Source organism: Vibrio sp. 1402 (assembly GCF_033340275.1).
Window position 1 is genome coordinate 52,197 of sequence record NZ_JAWOWE010000009.1, and the last position, 22,101, is coordinate 74,297.

Below are 22,101 nucleotides of genomic sequence, written 5' to 3' on the forward strand. Positions count from 1 at the left end.
AGGATAAAAACAAAATAGAATTGGCTAGTAAAAAGATGAAACGTTGGTATCTACTTTATTGTAAACGTGGGGAGCAGGTTAGGGCGAAACAACACCTTGAAAATCAAGGTGTAGAGTGCTTTTATCCAACTGTAGAAGTTGAGAAGATTTTGCGCGGTAAAAGACAAAAAGTCGAGGAACCGCTGTTTCCTTGTTACGTATTCGCTTACTTTGATTATGAGCAAGGGCCAAACTTCACCTCAGTCCGCTCTACTCGAGGTGTTGTTGACTTTGTGCGTTTTGGTGCTCAACCGAAAGAAGTTCAAGGTGACTTGGTCTTCGAATTGATGCAGCTAGAAAAGTGTTGTAATGACAATACCGTTTCTGAATGTATGCCAAAACCAGGCGATCAAATTAGAGTTAAAAGCGGTCAATTTGCGGGCATAGATGCCATCTTCCAAGAACAAGATGGTGAGAAACGCTCAATTATGCTAGTTCAGATGATCACCAAGCGTGTGCCTGTCAGCATAGACAATAGTGATTTAGATTTAAAATAGCCTAATTCCATCAAACATAAAAAGAGGTGCAAAAGCACCTCTTTTTGATCGTATCTAATTTTCTGTCTGTTTTAAAAGGATTGGACGAACCGACCCTTATCTTTATCGTAGAGAATTAGTATGAGTCGTTGTGAACGGTCTGTACTGCACGACCTGATGGGTCAACACAGTTTTGGAACGATTCATCCCATTCAATCGCCTTCGCTGAAGAACACGCTACTGAAGGGCCTCCTGGTACACACTCTGCTGCTGATGGAAGTGGGAATAACTCTTCAAAGATTTCACGGTACACGTAGCCTTCTTTTGTCGTTGGCGTGTTGTATGGGAATCGATATTGAGCTGTTTCCATCTGCTGGTCTGTCACTTTCTGTTCTGCTACTTCTTTCAGCGTATCGATCCAGCTGTAGCCAACGCCATCAGAGAACTGCTCTTTTTGACGCCATGCGATCGATTCTGGCAGGTAGTGCTCGAAGCACTCACGAAGGATGTGTTTCTCCATTTTACCGTTGCCACACATCTTGTCTGCTGGGTTCAAGCGCATTGCTACATCAATGAACTCTTTATCTAGGAAAGGTACGCGTCCTTCAACTCCCCATGCTGCCAGCGACTTGTTAGCACGAGCACAGTCGAACATGTTCAGAGCAAGCAGTTTACGCACTGTCTCCTCGTGGAACTCTTTCGCGTTTGGCGCTTTGTGGAAGTAAAGGTAGCCACCAAAGATTTCGTCAGCGCCCTCACCAGACAATACCATCTTGATACCCATCGCTTTGATCTTACGACCCATTAAGAACATAGGTGTTGATGCGCGGATAGTCGTCACGTCATACGTTTCAATGTGGTAAATCACGTCACGAATCGCGTCCAAACCTTCTTGAATCGTGTACGTCATTTCGTGGTGAACGGTACCAATTTGGTCGGCAACTTCGCGAGCTGCTTTCAGGTCAGGCGCGCCTTCTAGGCCAACAGCAAAAGAGTGCAGTTGAGGCCACCAAGCTTCAGACTTTTCATCATCTTCAATACGCATCGCTGCAAAGCGTTTTGCTACCGCAGATGTAATAGAAGAATCTAGACCGCCTGAAAGAAGTACACCGTAAGGCACGTCAGTCATTAGTTGGCGTTTAACAGCCGCTTCTAGCGCTTCAGTCAATTCTTCTTTGCTAGTGCTGTTACCTTGTACTGCTGCGTACTCGTTCCAGTCACGAACATAGTAACGTGTTGGCTCAGTATCTTTAGAGCTGTAGTAGCTACCAGGAGGGAATTCACTTACTGTTTTACATACTGGAACAAGAGCCTTCATCTCTGATGCCACATAGTAGTTACCATGCTCATCGTGACCTTGATAAAGAGGGATAATACCAATATGGTCACGGCCGACTAAATACTCATCTTTTTCTTCGTCGTAGAGCACAAAAGCGAAAATACCGTTTAGTTCTTCAAGGAGATCTGCACCCATATCTTGGTAAAGTGCAAGAATGACTTCACAGTCTGAATCGGTTTGAAATTCGTACTTTCCTTCGTAACGAGCACGAATTTCTTTATGGTTGTAGATTTCACCATTGACGGCAAGGATGAGCTTCTTATCAGGGCTGTATAGCGGCTGTGCACCACTATTTAGACCAACAATCGCCAAGCGCTCGTGCGCTAAAATAGCACGCTCTGAAGAGTAAATCCCAGACCAGTCTGGGCCACGGTGACGAAGTTTTTTCGACATCTCTAATGCGATAGGGCGCAATGCGGCTGCATCGCTTTTAATGTCTAAAATGCCAAATACTGAACACATACTACATCCTTACTAAACTAAACAATTTCTAATCGGTATGGTTTAAATTTGCCATTACTAATAAAAAAAGCAACGTTTTGTGATTAAAAAAATGATAAAAGGCCTTGTTGTATGGAAAATATTTAACTCAACCGTTGTTTTGGTGAATGAGATCAAGGTTTGGTATAAAAACTATACAAAAAAGGCTTTCTATCAATAGAAAGCCTTCCGAAAAATATCAGTGCTGTTGCTTATTTAATTGGTGTGAATTTAGGTTGAAGTTGTTTACAGACGTGTCGAGCAAAACCGCTACCAGCTTCACTATAAATATTGAATGCTGCGTCAACGCCATTTTCAAGTAAGCCTTCCAATTGATCTGGGTATTCGGCGATAGCGGCAATTTGCCCCTTATATTTTCTGCGTTTAAGCTGCTCAAGTGCTGTTTGGTTACCTTGATGATGTGGCATTGCAAGCAGAACCAGTTTTACATGACCTGTATCTAAAATTCGCTCCCAGAAATCCGGGTCGGTGGCATCACCAGAAATCACATTTCTTCCTTCTGAACGATGATGATGTGCAGCGTCTTCACGAATTTCTATACCCAATGAAATTTTGCCATAGCGTGAACGTAGCTCATCATAAGCGCCCGTTCCAATACGCCCCATACCTAAGATCAATACTTGGGCATGACCTGGGTTGATGAGTTGGTCGCGTTGATTGAGCTTTTCTACCGCTGTCTCTTGCAGCCACTTACCTGAATGTTGATAAATTTTATGGCTAAGGCGGTTAAGTGGCGCGGAAATTACAAAGGATACCGACACCGCAACCGCAATCGCAGCAAGCATATCACTTGGCATCCAGCCCATTTTATAGGCCAACCCAGCAACAATAAGACCAAACTCACTGTAGTTAAATAGTGATAAAGAGGCGAGCAAAGAGGTACGTACTCGAAACTTAAAATGATTAATAGTGACGAAGTACAAGAGTCCTTTGATTGGTAGCAGTAAGATAAATAGCAGGGCGAGAACGACGCCATTCACGCTCAATGAGGCGGATAAACCAATGTTCAAAAAGAAGCAGACTAAAAAGAGCTCCTTCATATTGAATAATGACTTGGATAGTTCTGAGGCTTTTGGGTGACCTGCGAGTAGCATGCCTAAAATTAGCGCGCCCAAGTCTGGTTTCATCCCGACCAACTCGAATAGCCCAGCACCGACAACAAGCGCGAAGAAAATACCGAATAGCACCAGCATTTCGCCGTGGCCAACTTTATCGAGCAGCTTATAGAATAGGGGACGAAGGAAAGGCAGTGCGAACAAACCGATGGCATACCATTCTGGGACTTTTCCGGTTGAAGCAGTCAGGAATACTACGGCAAAAATATCTTGCATGACCAAGATACCGATCGCGAGTGTGCCGTAGGTCGCGTTCATTTCGCCTTTTTCTTGCAATGCTTTTACGGCAAAAACGGTACTAGAGAACGATAGTGCAAAAGCTAAAAGCAGGATTTGGCTGCCGTCCATACTGGCTAGCGAAGTCAAGCCCAGTAGTTTTAAGCCGGATAACGCTAGGGCAAAAAAAGCGGTAGAGAGTATGTTGTGGGCGGTTGCCCCTCCCCATATTTCTTTGGACAGCAGGGTTTTTACATCGAGTTTGAGTCCAATAGTAAACAGAAGAAGAGTAACACCAAGATCTGCGAGAGTGACAATAACGTCATTGCTTTGGTAACCAAATGCATGCAAGCCAAATCCAGCTAGTAGAAAACCAACGAGGGGAGGGAGGCTGCATTTAAGCGCAATAAAACCAGCTAAAAAAGCGGCTGTAATTAGAATAATTTCCATACTGTTGAGCTGTATTCCTGATATACAAAAACGGGCTGTGAAAACACAGCCCGAGATTGTAACTCAATTGGTTGTATAAACTTAGTCTTCCAGTAACTTTTGTAACAAAACTCCGTTTAGCATAGCGCGTTTAATCATCGCAAATGCGCCCATCGTTGGCTGCTTATCAATGTGAGAAGCCACGATAGGGAGGTCGTTATGGAAAGTTTTAAGAGATTGATTCTCTACGTTGCGTTGAATTGCAGGGAAAACAATATCTTGTGCTGCAGTAATATCGCCAGCAATTACAATTTTCTGTGGATTAAATAAGTTAACCGTAATCGCAATCGCTTTACCTAGCTGGTTGCCCACTCGCACTAAACTCTGTTTCGCAAGTTCATCACCATTCATTGCGTGCTGACATACCGCTTCAATTGTGATGTTTTCAAGGTCGGTTAAGCTTGATTCGTATCCTTGAGTAATCAGTTGCTTCACTCGTTGAATAATCGCTGGGTTTGCAGCTACGGTTTCTAAACAGCCAAAGTTTCCACATTGGCATTGCTCACCAAGCGGGTCAATTTGGATATGACCAATTTCACCGACGTTGCGGTTAAAACCAAGAAAAACCTGGCCGTTAACGATAATACCTGCGCCAGTACCGCGGTGGACGCTAACCAAAATAGAATCCTGGCAGTCTTGGCTTGCTCCAAAGTAGTGCTCAGCCAACGCCATGCCACGTACGTCGTTGCCAACAAAGCATGCTGTATTAAACTTCTCTCCAACAATTTCACCGAGAGCAAGATTATCGATATCGGTATTAGGCATGTATTCGACCACGCCAGTTGTTGGGTTAACAAGGCCCGGTAAAGTGATGCCGATAGCGATGAGTTGATCAATTTTGTCTTCGCAACGGCTTACGAAATCTTTTAATAAATCGATAAGCCCTGCGATTAAGTCTGCTTGGTTAGTGTAGTGCAATTCATGCTGATCTTCTGCCAGCGCGGTACCACCTAAATCGTATAAACTGAACTGTACGTAATCTCGACCTAAGCGAACGGCAATCGAATGAAAAGGTTTGACTTCAGTAGTCAAAGAGATCGCACGACGACCACCAGTTGAAGCTTGTTGGGCGACCTCCTTAATAAGGCCGCGCTCTAAAAGTTGGCGGGTTATTTTGGTAACACTAGCAGGCGCGAGCTGACTCACGTCCGCGACTTGAATACGGGAGATAGGACCTTGCTGATCAATCAGCCTATATACCGCAGCGCTGTTAAGCTGTTTTACTAAATCTACATTACCAATCTGTCCGCCATTCATGCTTAATTTTGCTCGTATTGTCCGTTAACAACCGTCGCTTTTACTTTAAAGTCACGATCGAAAATAGTCAGGTTTGCAACCATCCCTTTTCGAACTCGGCCAAGGCGATCCTCAACACCAATTGCTGTTGCTGGGTATAACGTGGCCATTCGTAGAGCTTCGTCTAAAGCGATCCCCGCGTGCTCAACTGAATTCTGAACTGCTTCAATCATTGTCAAAGCTGAGCCGCCTAGCGTGCCATTTTCATCAACACACTTACCATCTCGGTAATATACTTTCTTACCGACAAAAATAAAGTGATCAATGTTAGCACCTGCTGGAGCTGTGGCATCCGTCACCAAAACAAGCTTTTCACCTTTGATTTTATGAGCAATTCGGATGTTTGCGTAGTCGACGTGAAAACCATCAGCAATAATGCCAGCGTATACGTCAGGAGTATCGTAAATTGCACCAACAACTCCTGGTTCACGACCAACCATTGGTGTCATTGCATTAAAGAGGTGTGTGGCAAAAGTAATGCCTGCTTCAAAGCTTTTACGTGCTTCGGCGTAGGTTGCATTTGTGTGGCCAATTGAAACCACGATGCCAGCAGCCTTTAATCGCGCAATATGCTCTGGGTCGTTATGCTCAGGTGCTAGCGTTACTTTCGCTACGATATCGGCGTTTGCGCAGATAAGGTCGATCATGCTTTCGTCTGATGGGCGAATAAAATCGACGTTATGGATACCTTTTTTCGCGACGTTAAGGTAAGGACCTTCGAGGTGTAAACCAAGCGATTGATTTTGATACTTGTTGTGGTACTCACGAGCTGCGGCAATTGCAGTTCGCATATCTTCATCAGATGACGTAATGAGTGTTGGCAGGAAGCTAGTACAGCCAGATTTGAGGTTTGCCTGGTGCATGATTTGCATGGTTTCAGGGGTAATTGCATCGTTTAGCATTACACCGCCACAACCGTTCAACTGCAGATCGATAAAGCCTGGACTTAGATTAGCGCCTGCAAGGTCTTTTACTTCGATGCTTTGAGGTAGCTCAGAAACCGGCACAATAGATTGAATAAGATCGTTTTCGATGATGACCGCATGATCGGTAAGAACATCACTACCGGTATAAATTTTACAGTTACTTAGCGCGTACATAGTCAGCTAGTCCTTATAGATGAGAATTCAATTTCTATATCGTTATCTAAGTAGAGACTGCTTCAGTCATATGGGTACTTAGTTTGTATCACTGAATTAGATAACGAGTCACATACAGCAAGTCGCGTTTTATCGATGTTATTGTCATAGTAACTAACTGAAAAGTAATAATTGTATGGTTTTTTATGATTCTTTTTCAGAGCAAAGTTACAGTGATTTACCCGCCTAGATACCAAAATAACACTGATTCTGCCTTGCATAAAGTGCGAGAATATTATCTTTAAAACGCCATTTTTTCGTATAATAAAATAAGTTTTATGATCTCGCTAGCAAAAACCTTCCGAAAGGGCAAATTGTGGTGATTATGATCACAAACGGTGAGCTTTTAATTTGCGGAGCAAAATTAATATCATAAACTTAGGATGACTAAATTGGACGGCTGAAATAAGTCATTCAACATAACATCTAATCCTATAGGGGGAACTTAAGGTGAACATTCTCGGATACTTCCAGAAGGTGGGTAAGGCGCTTATGGTGCCGGTTGCCACACTTCCTGCAGCAGCAATACTCATGGGTATTGGCTACTGGATCGACCCAAATGGCTGGGGCGCAAACAGTGCACTTGCTGCATTTCTTATTAAAGCTGGTGCAGCGATCATTGACAATATGTCAGTATTGTTCGCTGTTGGTGTTGCTTACGGAATGTCTAAAGACAAAGATGGCGCCGCTGCACTTTCAGGTTTCGTGGGCTTCTTAGTTGTCACAACGCTTTTGGCCCCTGGTGCAGTATCACAAATTCAAGGCATTGACCCAAGTGAAGTACCTGCTGCATTTGGTAAAATCAATAACCAGTTCGTCGGTATCTTGGTTGGTATTGTTTCTGCTGAGTTGTACAACCGTTTTTCTCACGTAGAGCTGCACAAAGCACTGGCGTTTTTCTCTGGCAAGCGTCTTGTACCGATCCTAACGTCTTTTGCTGGTATCGTTATTGCGTTCATCCTGATGTACGTTTGGCCATCAGTTTACGGCGGTCTGGTAAGTTTTGGTGAAAGCATTCAAGGTATGGGTGAAGCAGGTGCAGGTGTTTACGCATTCTTCAACCGTCTTCTAATTCCTGTTGGTCTGCACCATGCACTAAACTCAGTGTTCTGGTTTGATGTTGCTGGTATTAATGACATTCCAAACTTCCTTGGCGGTGCGAAATCATTAGCTGAAGGCACGGCAACGGTAGGTGTTACGGGGATGTACCAAGCGGGCTTCTTCCCAATCATGATGTTTGGTTTACCAGGCGCTGCTCTAGCGATGTACCATACTGCGAAATCAAAGAATAAAGAGAAAGTGGCATCTATCATGATTGCGGCTGCGTTTGCTTCATTCTTTACAGGTGTAACAGAACCACTTGAATTTGCATTCATGTTCCTTGCTCCAGGACTGTACGTTCTTCACGCAGCGCTGACTGGTCTATCAGTTTATATCGCGGCATCAATGCAGTGGATTGCAGGTTTCGGTTTCTCTGCTGGTTTAGTCGACTTAGTATTGTCGACTCGTAACCCGCTAGCGGTAAACTGGTACATGCTCATTGTACAAGGTCTTGGTTTCTTTGCGGTTTACTACTTCGTGTTCCGTACCGTGATTGTTAAGTTTGGCCTTAAAACACCGGGACGTGAAGATGATGAAGAAGCTTCATCTAACGTGGCTGGATCAAGCAATTCTTCAGAGCTTGCTCGTCAGTACTTGAAAGCACTTGGCGGTCATGACAACCTAAGTTCTATCGATGCCTGTATTACTCGTTTGCGCCTTTCTGTGAAAGATATGAGCGTTATCAATGAGAAAACTCTGAAAGATCTTGGAGCTATGGGAGTTGTGAAGCTAGGTACAAACAACCTACAAGTTATCCTTGGTCCACTAGCAGAGATTGTTGCTGGTGAGATGAAGAATGTATCTAAAGATGAAGACTTAAGTGGTGTTCAGTTACCAGCTTAACTGTTTAATAGTGGTGCGATTGTTTGTTATTGGTATTGCAAACAATTGATACTACAACATCGCAAAAGGCCTCCGCAGGAGGCCTTTTTTCGTTTAGGCCCTTTGAATCTGCTTTGCTTTCACGCCAACTCAATAAATATTGTCGTTTTAGAGCGAGTTCTTGTTGTCTAATTGCTTAGAATTGTGGATCATTAGGAACAATGTACTCTGTGAAACCATACTTGGATACAGGGTTCCGTTTTCTCTGACAATACTAATATTTTTGAGGTGCTATAGATGAGTGAAGCTGATGCTCGTCCATCAAACTTTATTCGCCAGATCATTGATAAAGATCTAGCGGATGGTAAACACACTAGCGTGCATACTCGATTCCCGCCGGAGCCAAATGGCTACCTGCATATCGGTCATGCTAAGTCTATCTGTTTGAACTTCGGTATTGCTCAGGACTACCAGGGTCAATGTAATCTGCGTTTCGACGATACAAACCCTGAAAAAGAAGACATCGAATACGTTGAGTCTATCAAGAAAGATGTAAACTGGTTGGGCTTTGAGTGGAGTGGTGAAGTATGTTACTCATCAAACTACTTCGATAAGCTTTACGAATATGCAATTGAATTGATTAACAAAGGCTTAGCGTACGTAGATGAGCTAAGTCCAGAGCAAATTCGTGAATACCGCGGCACACTAAAGGCGCCAGGTAAACCAAGTCCATACCGTGACCGCTCTGTTGAAGAGAACTTGGCGTTGTTTGAAAAAATGCGCGCTGGTGAATTTGAAGAAGGTAAAGCGTGTCTTCGTGCTAAAATCGACATGGGTTCTTCATTCATGGTCATGCGCGATCCAGTTTTATACCGTGTGCGTTTTGCTACGCACCACCAAACTGGTGATAAGTGGTGCATTTACCCAATGTACGACTTTACGCACTGTATTTCTGATGCATTAGAAGGCATTACGCACTCTATTTGTACGCTTGAATTCATGGATAACCGTCGTCTGTACGATTGGGTTCTAGACAACATCACGATCGAAAGCCGTCCACATCAATACGAGTTCAGTCGTTTAAACCTTGAATACACAGTGATGTCTAAGCGTAAGCTTAACCAGCTAGTTACTGAAAAACTGGTTAATGGTTGGGATGATCCACGTATGCCGACTGTCTCAGGTCTGCGTCGTCGTGGCTTCACACCTGCATCTATTCGTGAGTTTTGTAAGCGTATTGGTGTAACGAAGCAAGAAAATATGATCGAGTTTAGTTCATTAGAATCTTGTATTCGTGATGACCTAAACGAGAACGCTCCGCGTGCAATGGCTGTACTGGATCCTGTTAAAGTTGTTATCGAAAACTTTGAAGCAGGCGCAGTAGAAAACTTGACAGTTGCCAACCACCCAAATAAACCTGAAATGGGCGTGCGTGAAGTGCCATTCACGCGTGAATTGTGGATTGAGCGTGAAGACTTCCGTGAAGAAGCGAACAAAAAGTACAAGCGTTTAGTGCTAGGTAAAGAAGTTCGTTTACGTGGTGCTTACGTGATCAAAGCTGAGCGCGTTGAAAAAGATGCCGAAGGCAACATCACAACGATCTTCTGTTCTTACGATGCAGATACGCTAGGTAAAAACCCAGCAGATGGTCGTAAAGTGAAAGGCGTTATTCATTGGGTGTCAGCTGATAAAGCTCTTCCAGCGGAAATTCGTCTGTACGATCGTTTATTTACGGTGCCAAACCCAGGCGCAGCGGAAGATTTTGCTTCTACTATCAACCCTGAATCATTAGTTGTGATCAATGGCTTCGTCGAGCCTAGCCTAGCTTCTGCAGAAGCAGAAAAAGGTTACCAGTTTGAACGTATGGGTTACTTCTGTGCAGACTCGAAAGACTCTTCAGCAGATAATCTAGTATTCAATCGCACGGTTGGTCTACGTGATACCTGGGCAAAAATTGAGAATCAATAATCTCAATTAATGCTGAGAACGATGAAAAAATGCCAGCAAACGCTGGCATTTTTTATACCTAATCCCACAGAGTGCTATATAGATGTGCAAAACTGTGGAGAAAAAAGATGGGTGTTTAGTAGCTTTTGTTCTGTAACCAAAGTACTGACGTCTAAGGTACTGACTTCTAGAAACAAAAAACGCCAGCATGTGCTGACGTTTACTTTTTAAATTAACAAACCCTTATTTTTTCGGTTTGTGTGCATCTGGATTGTCTTTACAACCACCATCGCTACACTTGCCGTACAAGTATAAGCTGTGGTTTGTTAGTGTGACATTGTACTTAGCTGCAATCTCTTTTTGACGTTCTTCAATAAGATCGTCAGAAAATTCAATTACCTCACCACAGTCTAGGCACACTAGGTGGTCGTGGTGATGTTGAGTCGATAATTCGAAGACTGACTTTCCACCTTCAAAGTGGTGACGAGTTACAATACCAGCATCGTCGAACTGGTTTAGAACTCGGTAAACAGTTGCTAGGCCAATTTCTTCACCTAGATCAATCAACTTTTTGTACAAATCTTCAGCACTGATGTGCTGGCAGTCTGGCTGCTGAAGTACTTCTAGAATTTTTAGCCTCGGAAGGGTTACTTTTAAACCCGCATCCTTCAGCGCCTGATTATTATCTGACATATACTTTCCCGTTGGATCATCTGCAGCGATTTAACAGAATTCAATCTTCCTACCATTATAGGATAAGCGTTCGGAACATTAAACCACGAACTTCAAAGGGTTAATAGAATCTTTTTGTAAATTAGAAACAGGTCCATTATATTACAGCTCTGACCAGTTACAATTGTGTAACATTAAGCTTGGAGAGGGCAGGGATAGCGATGAATAGGCGACTAGCGAAGATATACAAACCAGGAATTGTAAAGTTCGCACTCAATATTTGGCCTCCTTTTTGGGGGGCGGGTATTAAAATCTTACATATTTCTCAAGACTTCCGTACTGTAAAGGTACGTTTAAAGCTTCGCTGGTGGAATAAAAATGCCAATCGCACCCAATATGGCGGCAGTATTTTCTCTTTAACTGATCCTATTTACTCGTTGATGCTGATGGGGATTCTACGAGAGGAATATTATGTGTGGGATAAAGAGGCAAGCATTAACTTTATTAAGCCGGGGCAAAGTGATTTGTTTGCAGAATTTGAGGTCACTGAAGGGATGCTGGAAAACATTTATCAAATGACACGGAATGGAGAAAAGTGTTTTCCTGAGTTTATTACTCATGTAAAAGATAAACAGGGGAATGTGGTTTCAGAGGTTCAACGCAAGCTTTATGTAAGAAAGAAACCTCAGTATCGCGAAGAGGAAGTACTTACCGATGCTGTGTGACAATACATACAAAAAGACCTCCAAGTGGAGGTCTTTGCATCATTCAATTTGATTAGCCTTCTAGCTCAGCTAAACACATCTCTTCATAGATCTGTTTAACCCAGCTTTCAACACGCTCGTCAGTCAATTCTGGTTGGCGGTCTTCATCAATACATAGACCTACGAATTGGCTTTCGTCACCTTCAACAAGTGCTTTAGACGCTTCAAATTCGTAGCCTTCTGTCGAGGTATGGCCAAGAATTGTGCCGCCTTTAGATTCAACGATATCACGGACTGTGCCCATCGCGTCACAGAAGTATTCTGCGTAGTCTTCTTGGTCGCCACAGCCAAAGATAGCCACTAGCTTAGTAGAGAAGTCGATTTGCTCAAGCTCAGGGAAGAAGTCATCCCAATCACATTGTGCTTCGCCGTAGTACCAAGTTGGGATACCTAGAAGAAGAAGATCGAAGTTATCAATGTCTTCTTTGCTGCTTTTCGCGATGTCTTGAACGTGAACTAGATGTTTACCTAGTTGCTTTTGAATCATCTTTGCAACGGCTTCAGTATTACCTGTGTCGCTACCGAAGAAGATACCTACACTTGCCATAGAGTCTATACCTTTACATTGTTTGTTATTGGCGATGTTACTAAGGGTTTAACCTAACCCTGAGCCTTCCCAAGTTAGCTGAATTACACCTTTTGCAATAAAGCCAGCACAGCCTAGGAAAAGGACTAACCACACAATACGACGACCAAAAACAGGTACATTGCCTTGCTTTAGCACATCTTTTATCGCCATCCCGATGAAAAAAAAGATAGCAGCAAAAAGAAGATCGAGCCCAATAGACTCGAGCATATCCATATAGTCGTAAAGCATTTTAGCCCTTCATGCCGAAAAATCTTGGGCGCACTATACCACTGTTAAACGGTAAAGTTAATGCACTACAAGAAGGGTTATTTCAATAATCTAGTGTTGCTTTTCGAATTTGTTAACTCGAAATGTATTTTCGAATGACTCTCATTACTTCTGTCGGTTTCTCGGCGTGTAACCAGTGACCAGTGCCAGCGATAATGTGTGCTTTAGCATGGTTAAATTGTCGCTTCACTGCCGGCTGATGTTCTGGCATTAAGTAGTCAGAGTCGCCGCCTTTGATAAATAAAGTTGGGATATCTGTTGGTGTGATTTCTTGCCAGCCAATAATTTGGTCATAATTCTCAAAAAGGCTCGGTACGTTAAACCGCCAATCCATCTTATCGCCATTTTTGTACAGTGATTTAGAGAGAAATTGTCTTACACCATCGAGTTCAATATGTTGAGCTAGGATATCCATGGCTTGCTGTCGATTTGCTGGTTTTTCATTAATAACAGCATGTAAGCCGTTAAAAACATTATCGTGACGGTTCGTAGTGTAGGCTACAGGCGCCATGTCGAGAACGACTAACTGCTTGACTACATTTGGCGCAATGTCCACAAGAGCCATCGCGACTTTTCCGCCCATGGAGTGACCAATAACAATAGATGGCTCAACGTTTAAGTGCTGAAGGAGCTGAGCCACATCTTTTGCCATATCGGTATAGTTATGGACTTCGGAGTGGAAAGAGAGGCCGTGATTTCTCAGATCAATACTGATCACCGTGTGATCTTTAATAAGATCGCGGGCGAGTAGACCCAGATTACTTAAACTACCAAACAATCCGTGAATCAAAACAACTGTTTGGCCTTGGCCTTCCTGCTTATAGTTGAGTAATGCTGACATTTTATCTTATTCGTGATGGGTTTAACGTGGAGTATCCGCGTGGATCTCGTTATAATCCCCCAGAGTTTAAACATTGAGAATGTGAAAAGCGAATGAAAACAATTGAGGTTGATGAGGATCTATACCGTTATATAGCTAGTCAAACTAAGCATATCGGTGAAAGCGCCTCGGATATTTTGCGACGCCTTTTAAACCTTGATGGTCAGTTGCAGGAAGCTAAAGCCGCGCCTGTAGTAGAGAAGCCACAAGGGATTGTAGTAAGTAAAGATGCGGGTAAAACGGAATCTGTTGATGTAGTGAAAGAAATGCGTTCGCTGCTTATTTCTGATGAGTTTGCCGGTCTAAAAAAAGCGATTGATCGCTTTATGTTGGTATTATCGACCTTACATAAATTGAATCCAGAAGGTTTCGCCCAGGCTACGAATGTAAAAGGACGCAAACGCGTGTACTTTGCAGATAATGAAGAAACCTTGCTAGCAAACGGTAATACGACCAAGCCAAAAGCCATTCCTGGCACACCGTTTTGGGTTATCACGAATAACAATACAAGTCGTAAAAGACAGATGGTTGAACAAGTGATGGCACACATGGGGTTCCAACCTGACTTAATAGAAAAAGTAACAGGTTCAATCTAAGAAACCTGATAGAAGCCTCATAATGCGTCGCAGTGAGCGGATATTATGAGGCTTTTTTAATTTTATTTGTATTGAAAGAAAGGATGTCAAACATGGCTATGCACCCTCGTGCTGGGCAAAAAGCGCAGCAGGAAGATCTTCACAATATCCCAGCACTCGTTGCTAACTACTTCTTACTTCAACCAGACGCGGCAAACGCAGAACACAAAGTTCAATTTGGTACTTCTGGCCACCGCGGTACTGCAGACAAGCACACTTTTAACGAAAACCACATTTTAGCGATCGCTCAAGCGGTAGCAGAAGTTCGTGCTGAGCAAGGCACAATTGGCCCGTTGTTTGTGGGTAAAGACACGCATGCGCTATCTGAGCCTGCTTTCTCAAGTGTGATTGAAGTACTGATTGCAAACGGTGTGAAAGTGATTGTCCAACAAGACAACGGTTACACGCCAACACCGGGTATTTCACACGCGATTCTGACTTACAACATCAAACACGATGAAAAAGCAGACGGTATCGTTATTACCCCATCACATAACCCACCACAAGACGGCGGTATCAAATACAATCCGACACATGGTGGTCCTGCAGAAGCTGAGTTGACTCAAGCTATCGAAGATCGTGCGAACGAATTGATTGCTGAAGGTTTACAAGGTGTTAAACGCCTACCACTAGCAGAAGCAAAAGCATCGGATCTGTTTGTAGAGATGGACTTGGTGAAGCCATACATTGATGACCTGGTGAACGTTATCGATATGGAAGCAATCCAAAAAGCGAACCTGAAGATTGGTGTAGATCCATTGGGTGGCAGCGGTATCGATTACTGGCGTCAAATTGGTCAAGCATACAACCTAGACCTAACGCTAGTAAGTGAATCTATCGATCCTTCTTTCCAATTCATGTCGCTAGATAAAGACGGCGTTGTGCGTATGGACTGTTCTTCTCCTTACGCAATGGCGGGTCTATTGGCACTGAAAGACGAATACGATTTAGCATTTGGTAACGATCCTGACTACGACCGTCACGGTATCGTTACGCCAAAAGGTTTGATGAACCCGAACCACTTCTTAGCCGTTTGTATTGACTACTTGTACCGTCATCGTGACGAGTGGGGTAAAGATGTCGCTGTTGGTAAAACACTAGTTTCAAGTGCGCTGATTGACCGTGTTGTTGCGGATCTAGGTCGTGAGCTATGTGAAGTGCCTGTTGGTTTCAAATGGTTTGTAGACGGTCTGTACACTGGTAAGTTTGGTTTCGGCGGCGAAGAAAGTGCTGGTGCGTCTTTCCTTCGTAAAGATGGCACGCCTTGGTCAACAGACAAAGATGGCATCTTGCTATGCCTTCTAGCAGCAGAGATCACTGCGGTAACGGGTAAGAACCCACAAGATTACTATGAAGAGCTAGCGGCGAAGCACGGTGAGTCGAAGTACAACCGTATTCAAGCTGTAGCAAATGGCCCACAAAAAGACGTATTGAAGAAGTTGTCACCAGAAATGGTTGCGGCTGAAACTCTAGCAGGTGATGCGATCACTGCTCGTCTAACGCATGCACCAGGCAATGGTGCTGCGATTGGTGGCCTTAAAGTAACGACAGCTAACGGTTGGTTCGCTGCTCGTCCATCAGGTACAGAAGATATCTACAAGATTTACTGTGAAAGCTTCAAAGGTGAAGAACATCTGAAACAAATCGAAGCTGAAGCACAAGAGATCGTTAATCAAGTGTTTGCAGCCGCTGGTTTGTAAAACATCCAATGGTCAATGTATCTAGCAAAGGGTTGATGTGAAAACATCAACCCTTTCATGTTTAAGTGCCCCGAACCGCTTTATCTCCGGGCCATGAATCTGGTACCACAAACCAGAATTGACCGTCTTCCGTTTGTGCGTGTATGAATCGATCTAAAGGCTTTTCAATAGGTTGAGAGAAATCATCTGTACCGGTCGCCCAGCATGGTTTATGTAAATGATAAAGGGGTTTACCAATTAAATCCCATTGACGTTGATAGCACCAGTAACCACTAATCTGACTTGGATTTAATTCATAACCCAAGCACTCCTTAGGAGTTGGCTCTGGAGTAAACGGATTAATATAGAGTCGTCCTTGCATCATTAGGCGCTCTTCTGGAGAGTCGTTTAAAGGAATTATTTTTTGAAATTCCGGGCGATCGCTCATTTTCAGCTGATGCGTGAGCATTCTATCCAATTTTGCATGTAACTGGTCGTGAGCATTCGGGCCATACCAAATGCCGTTGTAAAGAAGATAAAACTTAATCGCCACTTCCCAATGTTCTATCTGATTTGATTCTGTATTCCTCAATACCAAATCGACAGCACCAATGGTCTTACCTTCCGCGTCGTTTAACTGAATTTCTTCGGCAATAATCTGATATCGTCCTGAATTAGAAAGAGCCGCAGTGCATAGGTGCTGATATAAAAAACCCAGTCTCGGATTACCATTGTATTGTTCTGAGCTATTCAAAGGTTTGACCGAGGCATCTTCTAAGGTTGCAAACGGAGGGCGTAACTTGAAAAGCGGAGGTGAAGTGGCGATCCATTGGTAAAAGCGTTGCAGTTGGTTCATCCGTATCCCTAAATCTATGGTGAGGCGACAAGCTTTGTTATTGTAACTAAATTTGCTTTTGAGGGTAGGGTGGCTAGCATCGATATTAGGGTTCGAGATACACTTTAAAGACCTAAATGATATCAAGGTGCCAGATGTCAAAAACGTTGCTGTATCAACTAGGTTGCACTCTTTCGTCTGATTCCATCGAGAGGTTATTTAGGTTTACATGCGCTAGAAATTGGAAGTAATAATGAATAACTTAAAGCTAGAACAGATTCTTAATGACAAACTGTCACCGCAGTTAATTAAAGATTACGCACCAAATGGGTTACAGGTAGAAGGGAAATCAGCGGTAAAGCGTGTTATCACTGGCGTAACCGCCTCTCAAGCCTTAATCGATAAAGCGATTGAGCTTAATGCAGACGCATTGCTTGTTCATCATGGCTATTTTTGGAAAGGTGAGCCTGAGCCAATTCGTGGCATGAAAGGTAAACGAATTCGTAGCCTGATCAAAAATGATATCAACTTATATGGTTATCACCTTCCTCTAGATATTCATCCAGAGCTAGGCAACAACGCTGAATTAGCTCGCTTACTTGAAATCGAAGTAGAAGGTGGGCTTGAAGGGCACCCTCAGTCAGTTGCTATGTTTGGGCGCTTGAAAAAGCCGATGTCTGGTGTTGAATTTGCGAGTAAGATCAACCAAGTTCTTGAAAGAGAGCCTCTGCATATCGCTCCAGAGAATACTGATAAGATGATTGAGACAGTCGGCTGGTGTACTGGTGGAGGGCAGGATTTCATTGAACTTGCTGTACAGCACGGGCTGGATGCATTTATCTCTGGAGAAATTTCAGAGCGCACCACTTATACTGCTCGTGAAATGGACATTCATTACTTTGCTGCAGGTCATCATGCTACTGAGCGTTATGGTGTTCAGGCCTTAGGCAAATGGCTAGCGGATGAATATGGCCTACATGTGGAGTTTATCGATATTGATAATCCGGTTTAGCGTTCTCCATTAATAACGTTAAACGCAAAAAAGAAAAAAGGGTTGAGACGAAAATCTCAACCCTTTTGTTTGTCTATCTTCGTACTAAAAGATCATTCACGTTCGTGAAGTGGAGAAAACTCACGTTGTGTTTCGCCAGTGTATAGCTGACGAGGACGACCGATGCGGTTCAGTGGATCGCTGTGCATTTCGTTCCAGTGAGCAATCCAGCCGATGGTACGAGAAATCGCGAAGATAACCGTAAACATAGAAACTGGAATACCAATCGCTTTAAGAATGATACCTGAGTAGAAGTCTACGTTCGGGTACAGCTTCTTAGACACGAAGTACTCATCAGAAAGTGCAATGCGCTCAAGTTCCATTGCAACGTCTAGCAGAGGGTCTTGAATGTTTAGCTCTTTGAGAACTTCATGACACGTTTCGCGCATTACTGTCGCACGTGGGTCGTAGTTCTTGTAAACGCGGTGACCAAAGCCCATTAAGCGGAATGGGTCATCTTTGTCTTTCGCGCGGTCTACATATTCAGGGATGTTATCGACGCTGCCAATCTCTTCTAGCATTCTCAAGCAGGCTTCGTTTGCGCCACCGTGAGCAGGCCCCCAAAGGGATGCAATACCAGCGGCAATACATGCAAATGGGTTCGCACCAGAAGAGCCAGCTAGGCGAACAGTTGATGTCGACGCATTCTGTTCGTGATCCGCGTGTAGAGTGAAAATCTTATCCATCGCACGGGCAACCACAGGATTTACTTCATACTCTTCGCAAGGGTTTGCGAACATCATATGCAAGAAGTTCTCTGCGTAGCTAAGGTCGTTACGAGGGTAAATAAATGGCTGACCGATAGAGTATTTGTAACACATCGCCGCCAGTGTTGGCATTTTTGACAGCAGACGGTACGCTGCAATTTCGCGGTGTTCGTCGTTGTTAATGTCAAGAGAGTCGTGATAGAAGGCTGCAAGTGCTCCAACTACACCACACATTACCGCCATTGGATGAGCATCGCGTCGGAAGCCATGGAAAAAGCTTGCGATTTGCTCGTGTACCATTGTGTGACGAGTAACGGTCGTTTTGAATTGCTCGTATTGTTCTCGGGTAGGGGCTTCACCATAAAGAAGGATGTAACATACTTCTAAGTAATCTGCGTTATTGGCTAATTGATCAATCGGGAAACCGCGGTGCAAAAGAATACCTTTGCCGCCATCGATGTACGTGATTGATGATTCACAAGATGCAGTGGCAAGAAAACCTGGGTCAAAAGTAAAGTAACCATTGGCTCCCAGCTTACGAACGTCAATTACAGGTGTACCTAGCGTACCGTCCATAATTGGCAGTTCGATTGGCGCTTGACCTTCAACATGAAGGGTCGCTTTCTTATCCGCCATAACAATCTCCTTTGTTTATTATTTAATCCGTCCAGGATGTTTATGTGCCATTTTTGTACTGTTGTTAAAGCTTAAAGTCAATTTTTCTCCATCTTTGTGTGCACTTGTTATGATTTTTCTCATGAAAATCGTTAAAAATCTGTTCTATGTAGCATAATTTGTTACACCAATTGTATTAGAATGTTGCTCGCCGTATATTGGCAAAGAAAATTTTAGTTAAATCCTTATAAATTCGGGGCTAGAAACAAAGAGTGAGGTTTGTTGCTGGATTCCGTTTGTTAACAACTTGTTTACAATTATCTGAGTGGTTACTCGCGATATTTGTTAAATAGATGTTAACTTTTGTACGTTTGGAAGCTGAAATTGGTTATAACAATAAATGCTCAATGGAGCTGAGTGAGCAAGCCCGTGAAAGAAAGAAAGTCAAGACCTGTTAATTTAGATTTACAGACCATCCACTTTCCTATCACAGCAATCGCATCCATCCTACACCGTGTGTCTGGGGTAATTACGTTTGTTGCGGTGGGTATATTACTGTGGTTACTATCCATTTCTCTGTCATCCCCAATGGGTTTTATGGAAGCCGCTGACATCGTCGATAGCTTCTTCGTAAAATTCATCCTGTGGGGAATTCTTACTGCACTTGCCTACCACATCGCAGGTGGTATCCGTCACTTATTGATGGATCTAGGTCACTTTGAAGAACTAGATTCAGGCACGATGAGCGCTAAAGTCGCGTTTGGTGCAACAGCAGTATTATCATTATTGGCGGGGATCTTGGTATGGTAAAACACGTATCTTCATTTGGTCGTAATGGTGTACACGATTTCCTACTAATTCGTGCAACTGCAATCATTATGACGCTATACACGATTTATCTGATTAGCTTCTGTGCATTTTCAGATATCTCTTACGCATCTTGGACCCAATTCTTTGGTGGTACCTTCACTAAAGTATTCACCATGTTGGCACTTGTCTCGATCCTGATTCACGCTTGGGTTGGTTTGTGGCAAGTATTAACTGATTACATTAAGTGCGCGAAACTACGTGGCGCACTACAACTTGGTGTTATTGCCGTGCTATTCGGCTATGTCTTCTCTGGTCTATTTATTCTGTGGGGTGCGTAAGTGTCTATTCCAGTTCGTGAGTTTGATGCCGTAGTAATCGGCGCTGGTGGTGCAGGTATGCGCGCTGCACTACAAATTTCAGAGCAAGGCCTATCATGTGCTTTGTTGTCAAAAGTATTTCCAACACGTTCTCATACTGTGTCTGCGCAGGGCGGCATTACCGTTGCTCTGGGTAACTCGCACAAAGACGATTGGCAATGGCACATGTACGATACCGTTAAAGGTTCCGACTACATCGGTGACCAGAACGCGATTGAATACATGTGTAAAAATGGTCCTGAGTCAGTTATCGAGCTTGAAAAAATGGGTCTTCCATTCTCTCGTTTTGATAACGGTACCATATACCAACGTCCATTCGGTGGCCAATCTAAAGAGTTTGGTGGTGAGCAGGCTGCTCGTACAGCCGCTGCTGCAGACCGTACTGGTCACGCACTTCTTCACACGCTTTACCAGCAAAACGTAAAACACAAAACAACCATCTTCTCGGAGTGGTACGCTTTGGATCTTGTGAAAAACCAAGACGGCGCAATCATGGGTTGTACTGCGATTTGTATGGAAACGGGTGAAATCTGTTACTTCAAATCGAAAGCAACCATTCTAGCTACAGGTGGTGCAGGTCGTATTTACGCATCGACCACTAACGCGCACATCAACACGGGTGATGGCGTTGGTATGGCACTTCGCGCAGGCGTTCCAATGCAAGACATGGAAATGTGGCAGTTCCACCCAACAGGTATTGCTGGCGCGGGTGTTCTAGTGACGGAAGGTTGTCGTGGTGAAGGTGGTTACCTTCTAAATAAAGATGGTGAACGCTTCATGGAGCGCTACGCACCAAACGCGAAAGACCTTGCTGGTCGTGACGTGGTTGCTCGTTCAATGATGATTGAAATTCGTGAAGGCCGCGGCTGTGATGGTCCTTGGGGTCCACATATCAAGTTGAAACTTGATCACCTTGGTAAAGAAGTACTTGAATCACGTCTACCAGGTATCTGTGAACTGTCTCGTACATTTGCACACGTTGACCCAGTGAAAGAGCCAATTCCAGTAATTCCAACTTGTCACTACATGATGGGTGGTGTACCTACTCAAGTCTCTGGCCAAGCAATTAAGCAGAAGGCCGACGGAAGCGAGATGGAAGTACAAGGCCTTTACGCATGTGGTGAGATTGCTTCTGTATCGGTACACGGTGCTAACCGTCTGGGCGGCAACTCATTACTAGACTTGGTCGTATTTGGTCGTGCTACTGGCTTGCACCTTGGCGAAACGCTAGCAGCGCAAGCAGAAGCTCGTCCTGCAACAGAATCTGATATTGAAGCGTCTCTAGCGCGTACTATGCGTTGGGAAAACAGCACTGGTGGTGAAGATCCAGTTCAGATTCGTAAAGACCTACAAGCATGCATGCAAAACAGCTTCTCGGTATTCCGTGAAGGCGATGCGATGGCAACCGGTCTAGAAGAGTTGAAAGTGATTCGCGAACGTTTGAAAGATGCGCATCTAGCGGACAAGTCTTCAGAGTTCAACACGCAGCGTATTGAGTGTCTAGAACTTGATAACCTGATGGAAACCGCGTTTTCAACTGCCGTTGCAGCAAACTACCGTACAGAGAGTCGTGGCGCACATGCTCGTTTCGATTTCCCTGAGCGTGATGATGAGAACTGGCTATGCCACTCTATCTACAATCCGGAAACAGAAGCGATGACTAAGCGTGATGTGAACATGACGCCAACGCATCGTGAAGCTTTCCCGCCGAAAGTACGTACATACTAAAGGGAGGATACG

General features: G+C 43.8%; 20 protein-coding genes. 10 read left to right on the forward strand and 10 right to left on the reverse strand.

From position 1 onward, the window contains the following. The first annotated feature begins 35 nt into the window (after positions 1-35). Entirely contained in the window at positions 36-536 is a 501-nt protein-coding gene (rfaH, locus tag R7044_RS16755) for a transcription/translation regulatory transformer protein RfaH (protein WP_005382098.1), read from the forward strand. A gap of 115 nt (positions 537-651) precedes the next feature. Here rfaH and asnB read toward each other — a convergent pair whose 3' ends face one another. The 4 genes from asnB to nagA form a co-directional block, all read right to left on the reverse strand. After that, positions 652-2,316 carry an asparagine synthase B gene (asnB, locus tag R7044_RS16760; RefSeq protein WP_005384979.1) on the reverse strand — a complete coding sequence of 555 codons (1,665 nt, stop codon included), beginning with the start codon at positions 2,314-2,316 and terminating at the stop codon, positions 652-654. Between the two features lie 230 nt (positions 2,317-2,546). Further along, positions 2,547-4,136 (reverse strand): cation:proton antiporter family protein, encoded by a 1,590-nt coding sequence (locus R7044_RS16765; RefSeq protein ID WP_005384981.1) that lies wholly within the window; start codon positions 4,134-4,136, stop codon positions 2,547-2,549. A gap of 81 nt (positions 4,137-4,217) precedes the next feature. Next, the gene (nagC, locus tag R7044_RS16770) at positions 4,218-5,432 is read right to left on the reverse strand and encodes a DNA-binding transcriptional regulator NagC (protein ID WP_005382105.1); all 1,215 of its coding nucleotides are present in this window, start codon (positions 5,430-5,432) and stop codon (positions 4,218-4,220) included. A gap of 2 nt (positions 5,433-5,434) precedes the next feature. Then, the gene (gene nagA / locus R7044_RS16775) at positions 5,435-6,571 is read right to left on the reverse strand and encodes an N-acetylglucosamine-6-phosphate deacetylase (RefSeq protein WP_005384983.1); all 1,137 of its coding nucleotides are present in this window, start codon (positions 6,569-6,571) and stop codon (positions 5,435-5,437) included. 489 nt (positions 6,572-7,060) lie between these two features. Between nagA and nagE the strand changes: the two genes are divergently transcribed. Continuing rightward, entirely contained in the window at positions 7,061-8,554 is a 1,494-nt protein-coding gene (gene nagE, locus R7044_RS16780; RefSeq protein WP_005384985.1) for an N-acetylglucosamine-specific PTS transporter subunit IIBC, read from the forward strand. A 276-nt stretch (positions 8,555-8,830) separates the two neighbouring features. Then, the gene (gene glnS / locus R7044_RS16785) at positions 8,831-10,501 is read left to right on the forward strand and encodes a glutamine--tRNA ligase (protein WP_005382124.1); all 1,671 of its coding nucleotides are present in this window, start codon (positions 8,831-8,833) and stop codon (positions 10,499-10,501) included. 222 nt (positions 10,502-10,723) lie between these two features. Here glnS and fcrX read toward each other — a convergent pair whose 3' ends face one another. Beyond that, a complete protein-coding gene (gene fcrX, locus R7044_RS16790) occupies positions 10,724-11,173 on the reverse strand; it encodes a ferric iron uptake transcriptional regulator FcrX (protein ID WP_005382141.1) in 450 nt (149 codons plus the stop codon). Positions 11,174-11,373: 200 nt separating this feature from the next. Between fcrX and R7044_RS16795 the strand changes: the two genes are divergently transcribed. Continuing rightward, positions 11,374-11,877 carry a DUF4442 domain-containing protein gene (locus tag R7044_RS16795; protein ID WP_005382144.1) on the forward strand — a complete coding sequence of 168 codons (504 nt, stop codon included), beginning with the start codon at positions 11,374-11,376 and terminating at the stop codon, positions 11,875-11,877. A gap of 52 nt (positions 11,878-11,929) precedes the next feature. Here the strand turns inward: R7044_RS16795 and fldA are convergent, their stop codons facing one another. From fldA to R7044_RS16810, 3 genes are all read right to left on the reverse strand, one after another. Further along, on the reverse strand, positions 11,930-12,463 hold the full coding sequence (gene fldA / locus R7044_RS16800) for a flavodoxin FldA (RefSeq protein ID WP_005382146.1): 534 nt from the start codon (positions 12,461-12,463) through the stop codon (positions 11,930-11,932). A gap of 48 nt (positions 12,464-12,511) precedes the next feature. Continuing rightward, positions 12,512-12,733, reverse strand: a complete 222-nt coding sequence (locus R7044_RS16805) for a DUF2788 domain-containing protein (protein WP_005393038.1) — start codon at positions 12,731-12,733, stop codon at positions 12,512-12,514. A gap of 112 nt (positions 12,734-12,845) precedes the next feature. Then, positions 12,846-13,613, reverse strand: a complete 768-nt coding sequence (locus tag R7044_RS16810) for an alpha/beta fold hydrolase (protein ID WP_017819953.1) — start codon at positions 13,611-13,613, stop codon at positions 12,846-12,848. Positions 13,614-13,705: 92 nt separating this feature from the next. Here R7044_RS16810 and seqA point away from each other — a divergent pair, with 92 nt between their 5' ends. Further along, on the forward strand, positions 13,706-14,248 hold the full coding sequence (gene seqA, locus R7044_RS16815; RefSeq protein ID WP_005382149.1) for a replication initiation negative regulator SeqA: 543 nt from the start codon (positions 13,706-13,708) through the stop codon (positions 14,246-14,248). 92 nt (positions 14,249-14,340) lie between these two features. After that, positions 14,341-15,987 (forward strand): phosphoglucomutase (alpha-D-glucose-1,6-bisphosphate-dependent), encoded by a 1,647-nt coding sequence (gene pgm, locus R7044_RS16820; RefSeq protein WP_017634813.1) that lies wholly within the window; start codon positions 14,341-14,343, stop codon positions 15,985-15,987. A 61-nt stretch (positions 15,988-16,048) separates the two neighbouring features. Here the strand turns inward: pgm and R7044_RS16825 are convergent, their stop codons facing one another. After that, a complete protein-coding gene (locus R7044_RS16825; RefSeq protein WP_225455691.1) occupies positions 16,049-16,822 on the reverse strand; it encodes a DUF1853 family protein in 774 nt (257 codons plus the stop codon). A 232-nt stretch (positions 16,823-17,054) separates the two neighbouring features. On the opposite strand from R7044_RS16825, the gene R7044_RS16830 reads away from it, so the two are divergent. Continuing rightward, positions 17,055-17,813, forward strand: a complete 759-nt coding sequence (locus R7044_RS16830) for a Nif3-like dinuclear metal center hexameric protein (RefSeq protein WP_005382162.1) — start codon at positions 17,055-17,057, stop codon at positions 17,811-17,813. A gap of 92 nt (positions 17,814-17,905) precedes the next feature. On the opposite strand, the gene R7044_RS16835 is transcribed toward R7044_RS16830, so the two are convergent. Then, entirely contained in the window at positions 17,906-19,195 is a 1,290-nt protein-coding gene (locus tag R7044_RS16835) for a citrate synthase (RefSeq protein ID WP_005382163.1), read from the reverse strand. Positions 19,196-19,591: 396 nt separating this feature from the next. On the opposite strand from R7044_RS16835, the gene sdhC reads away from it, so the two are divergent. Genes sdhC through sdhA form a run of 3 tightly spaced genes read left to right on the forward strand, consistent with a single transcriptional unit; the run spans position 19,592 to position 22,089 of the window. Further along, the gene (sdhC, locus tag R7044_RS16840; RefSeq protein WP_017634811.1) at positions 19,592-19,984 is read left to right on the forward strand and encodes a succinate dehydrogenase cytochrome b556 subunit; all 393 of its coding nucleotides are present in this window, start codon (positions 19,592-19,594) and stop codon (positions 19,982-19,984) included. Beyond that, positions 19,978-20,322 (forward strand): succinate dehydrogenase, hydrophobic membrane anchor protein, encoded by a 345-nt coding sequence (gene sdhD / locus R7044_RS16845; protein WP_005382169.1) that lies wholly within the window; start codon positions 19,978-19,980, stop codon positions 20,320-20,322. The genes sdhC and sdhD overlap by 7 nt, the downstream gene beginning before the upstream one ends. Continuing rightward, positions 20,323-22,089: a succinate dehydrogenase flavoprotein subunit gene (gene sdhA / locus R7044_RS16850; protein WP_005382172.1), complete on the forward strand. Its 1,767-nt coding sequence runs from the start codon at positions 20,323-20,325 to the stop codon at positions 22,087-22,089. Positions 22,090-22,101 lie beyond the last annotated feature (12 nt).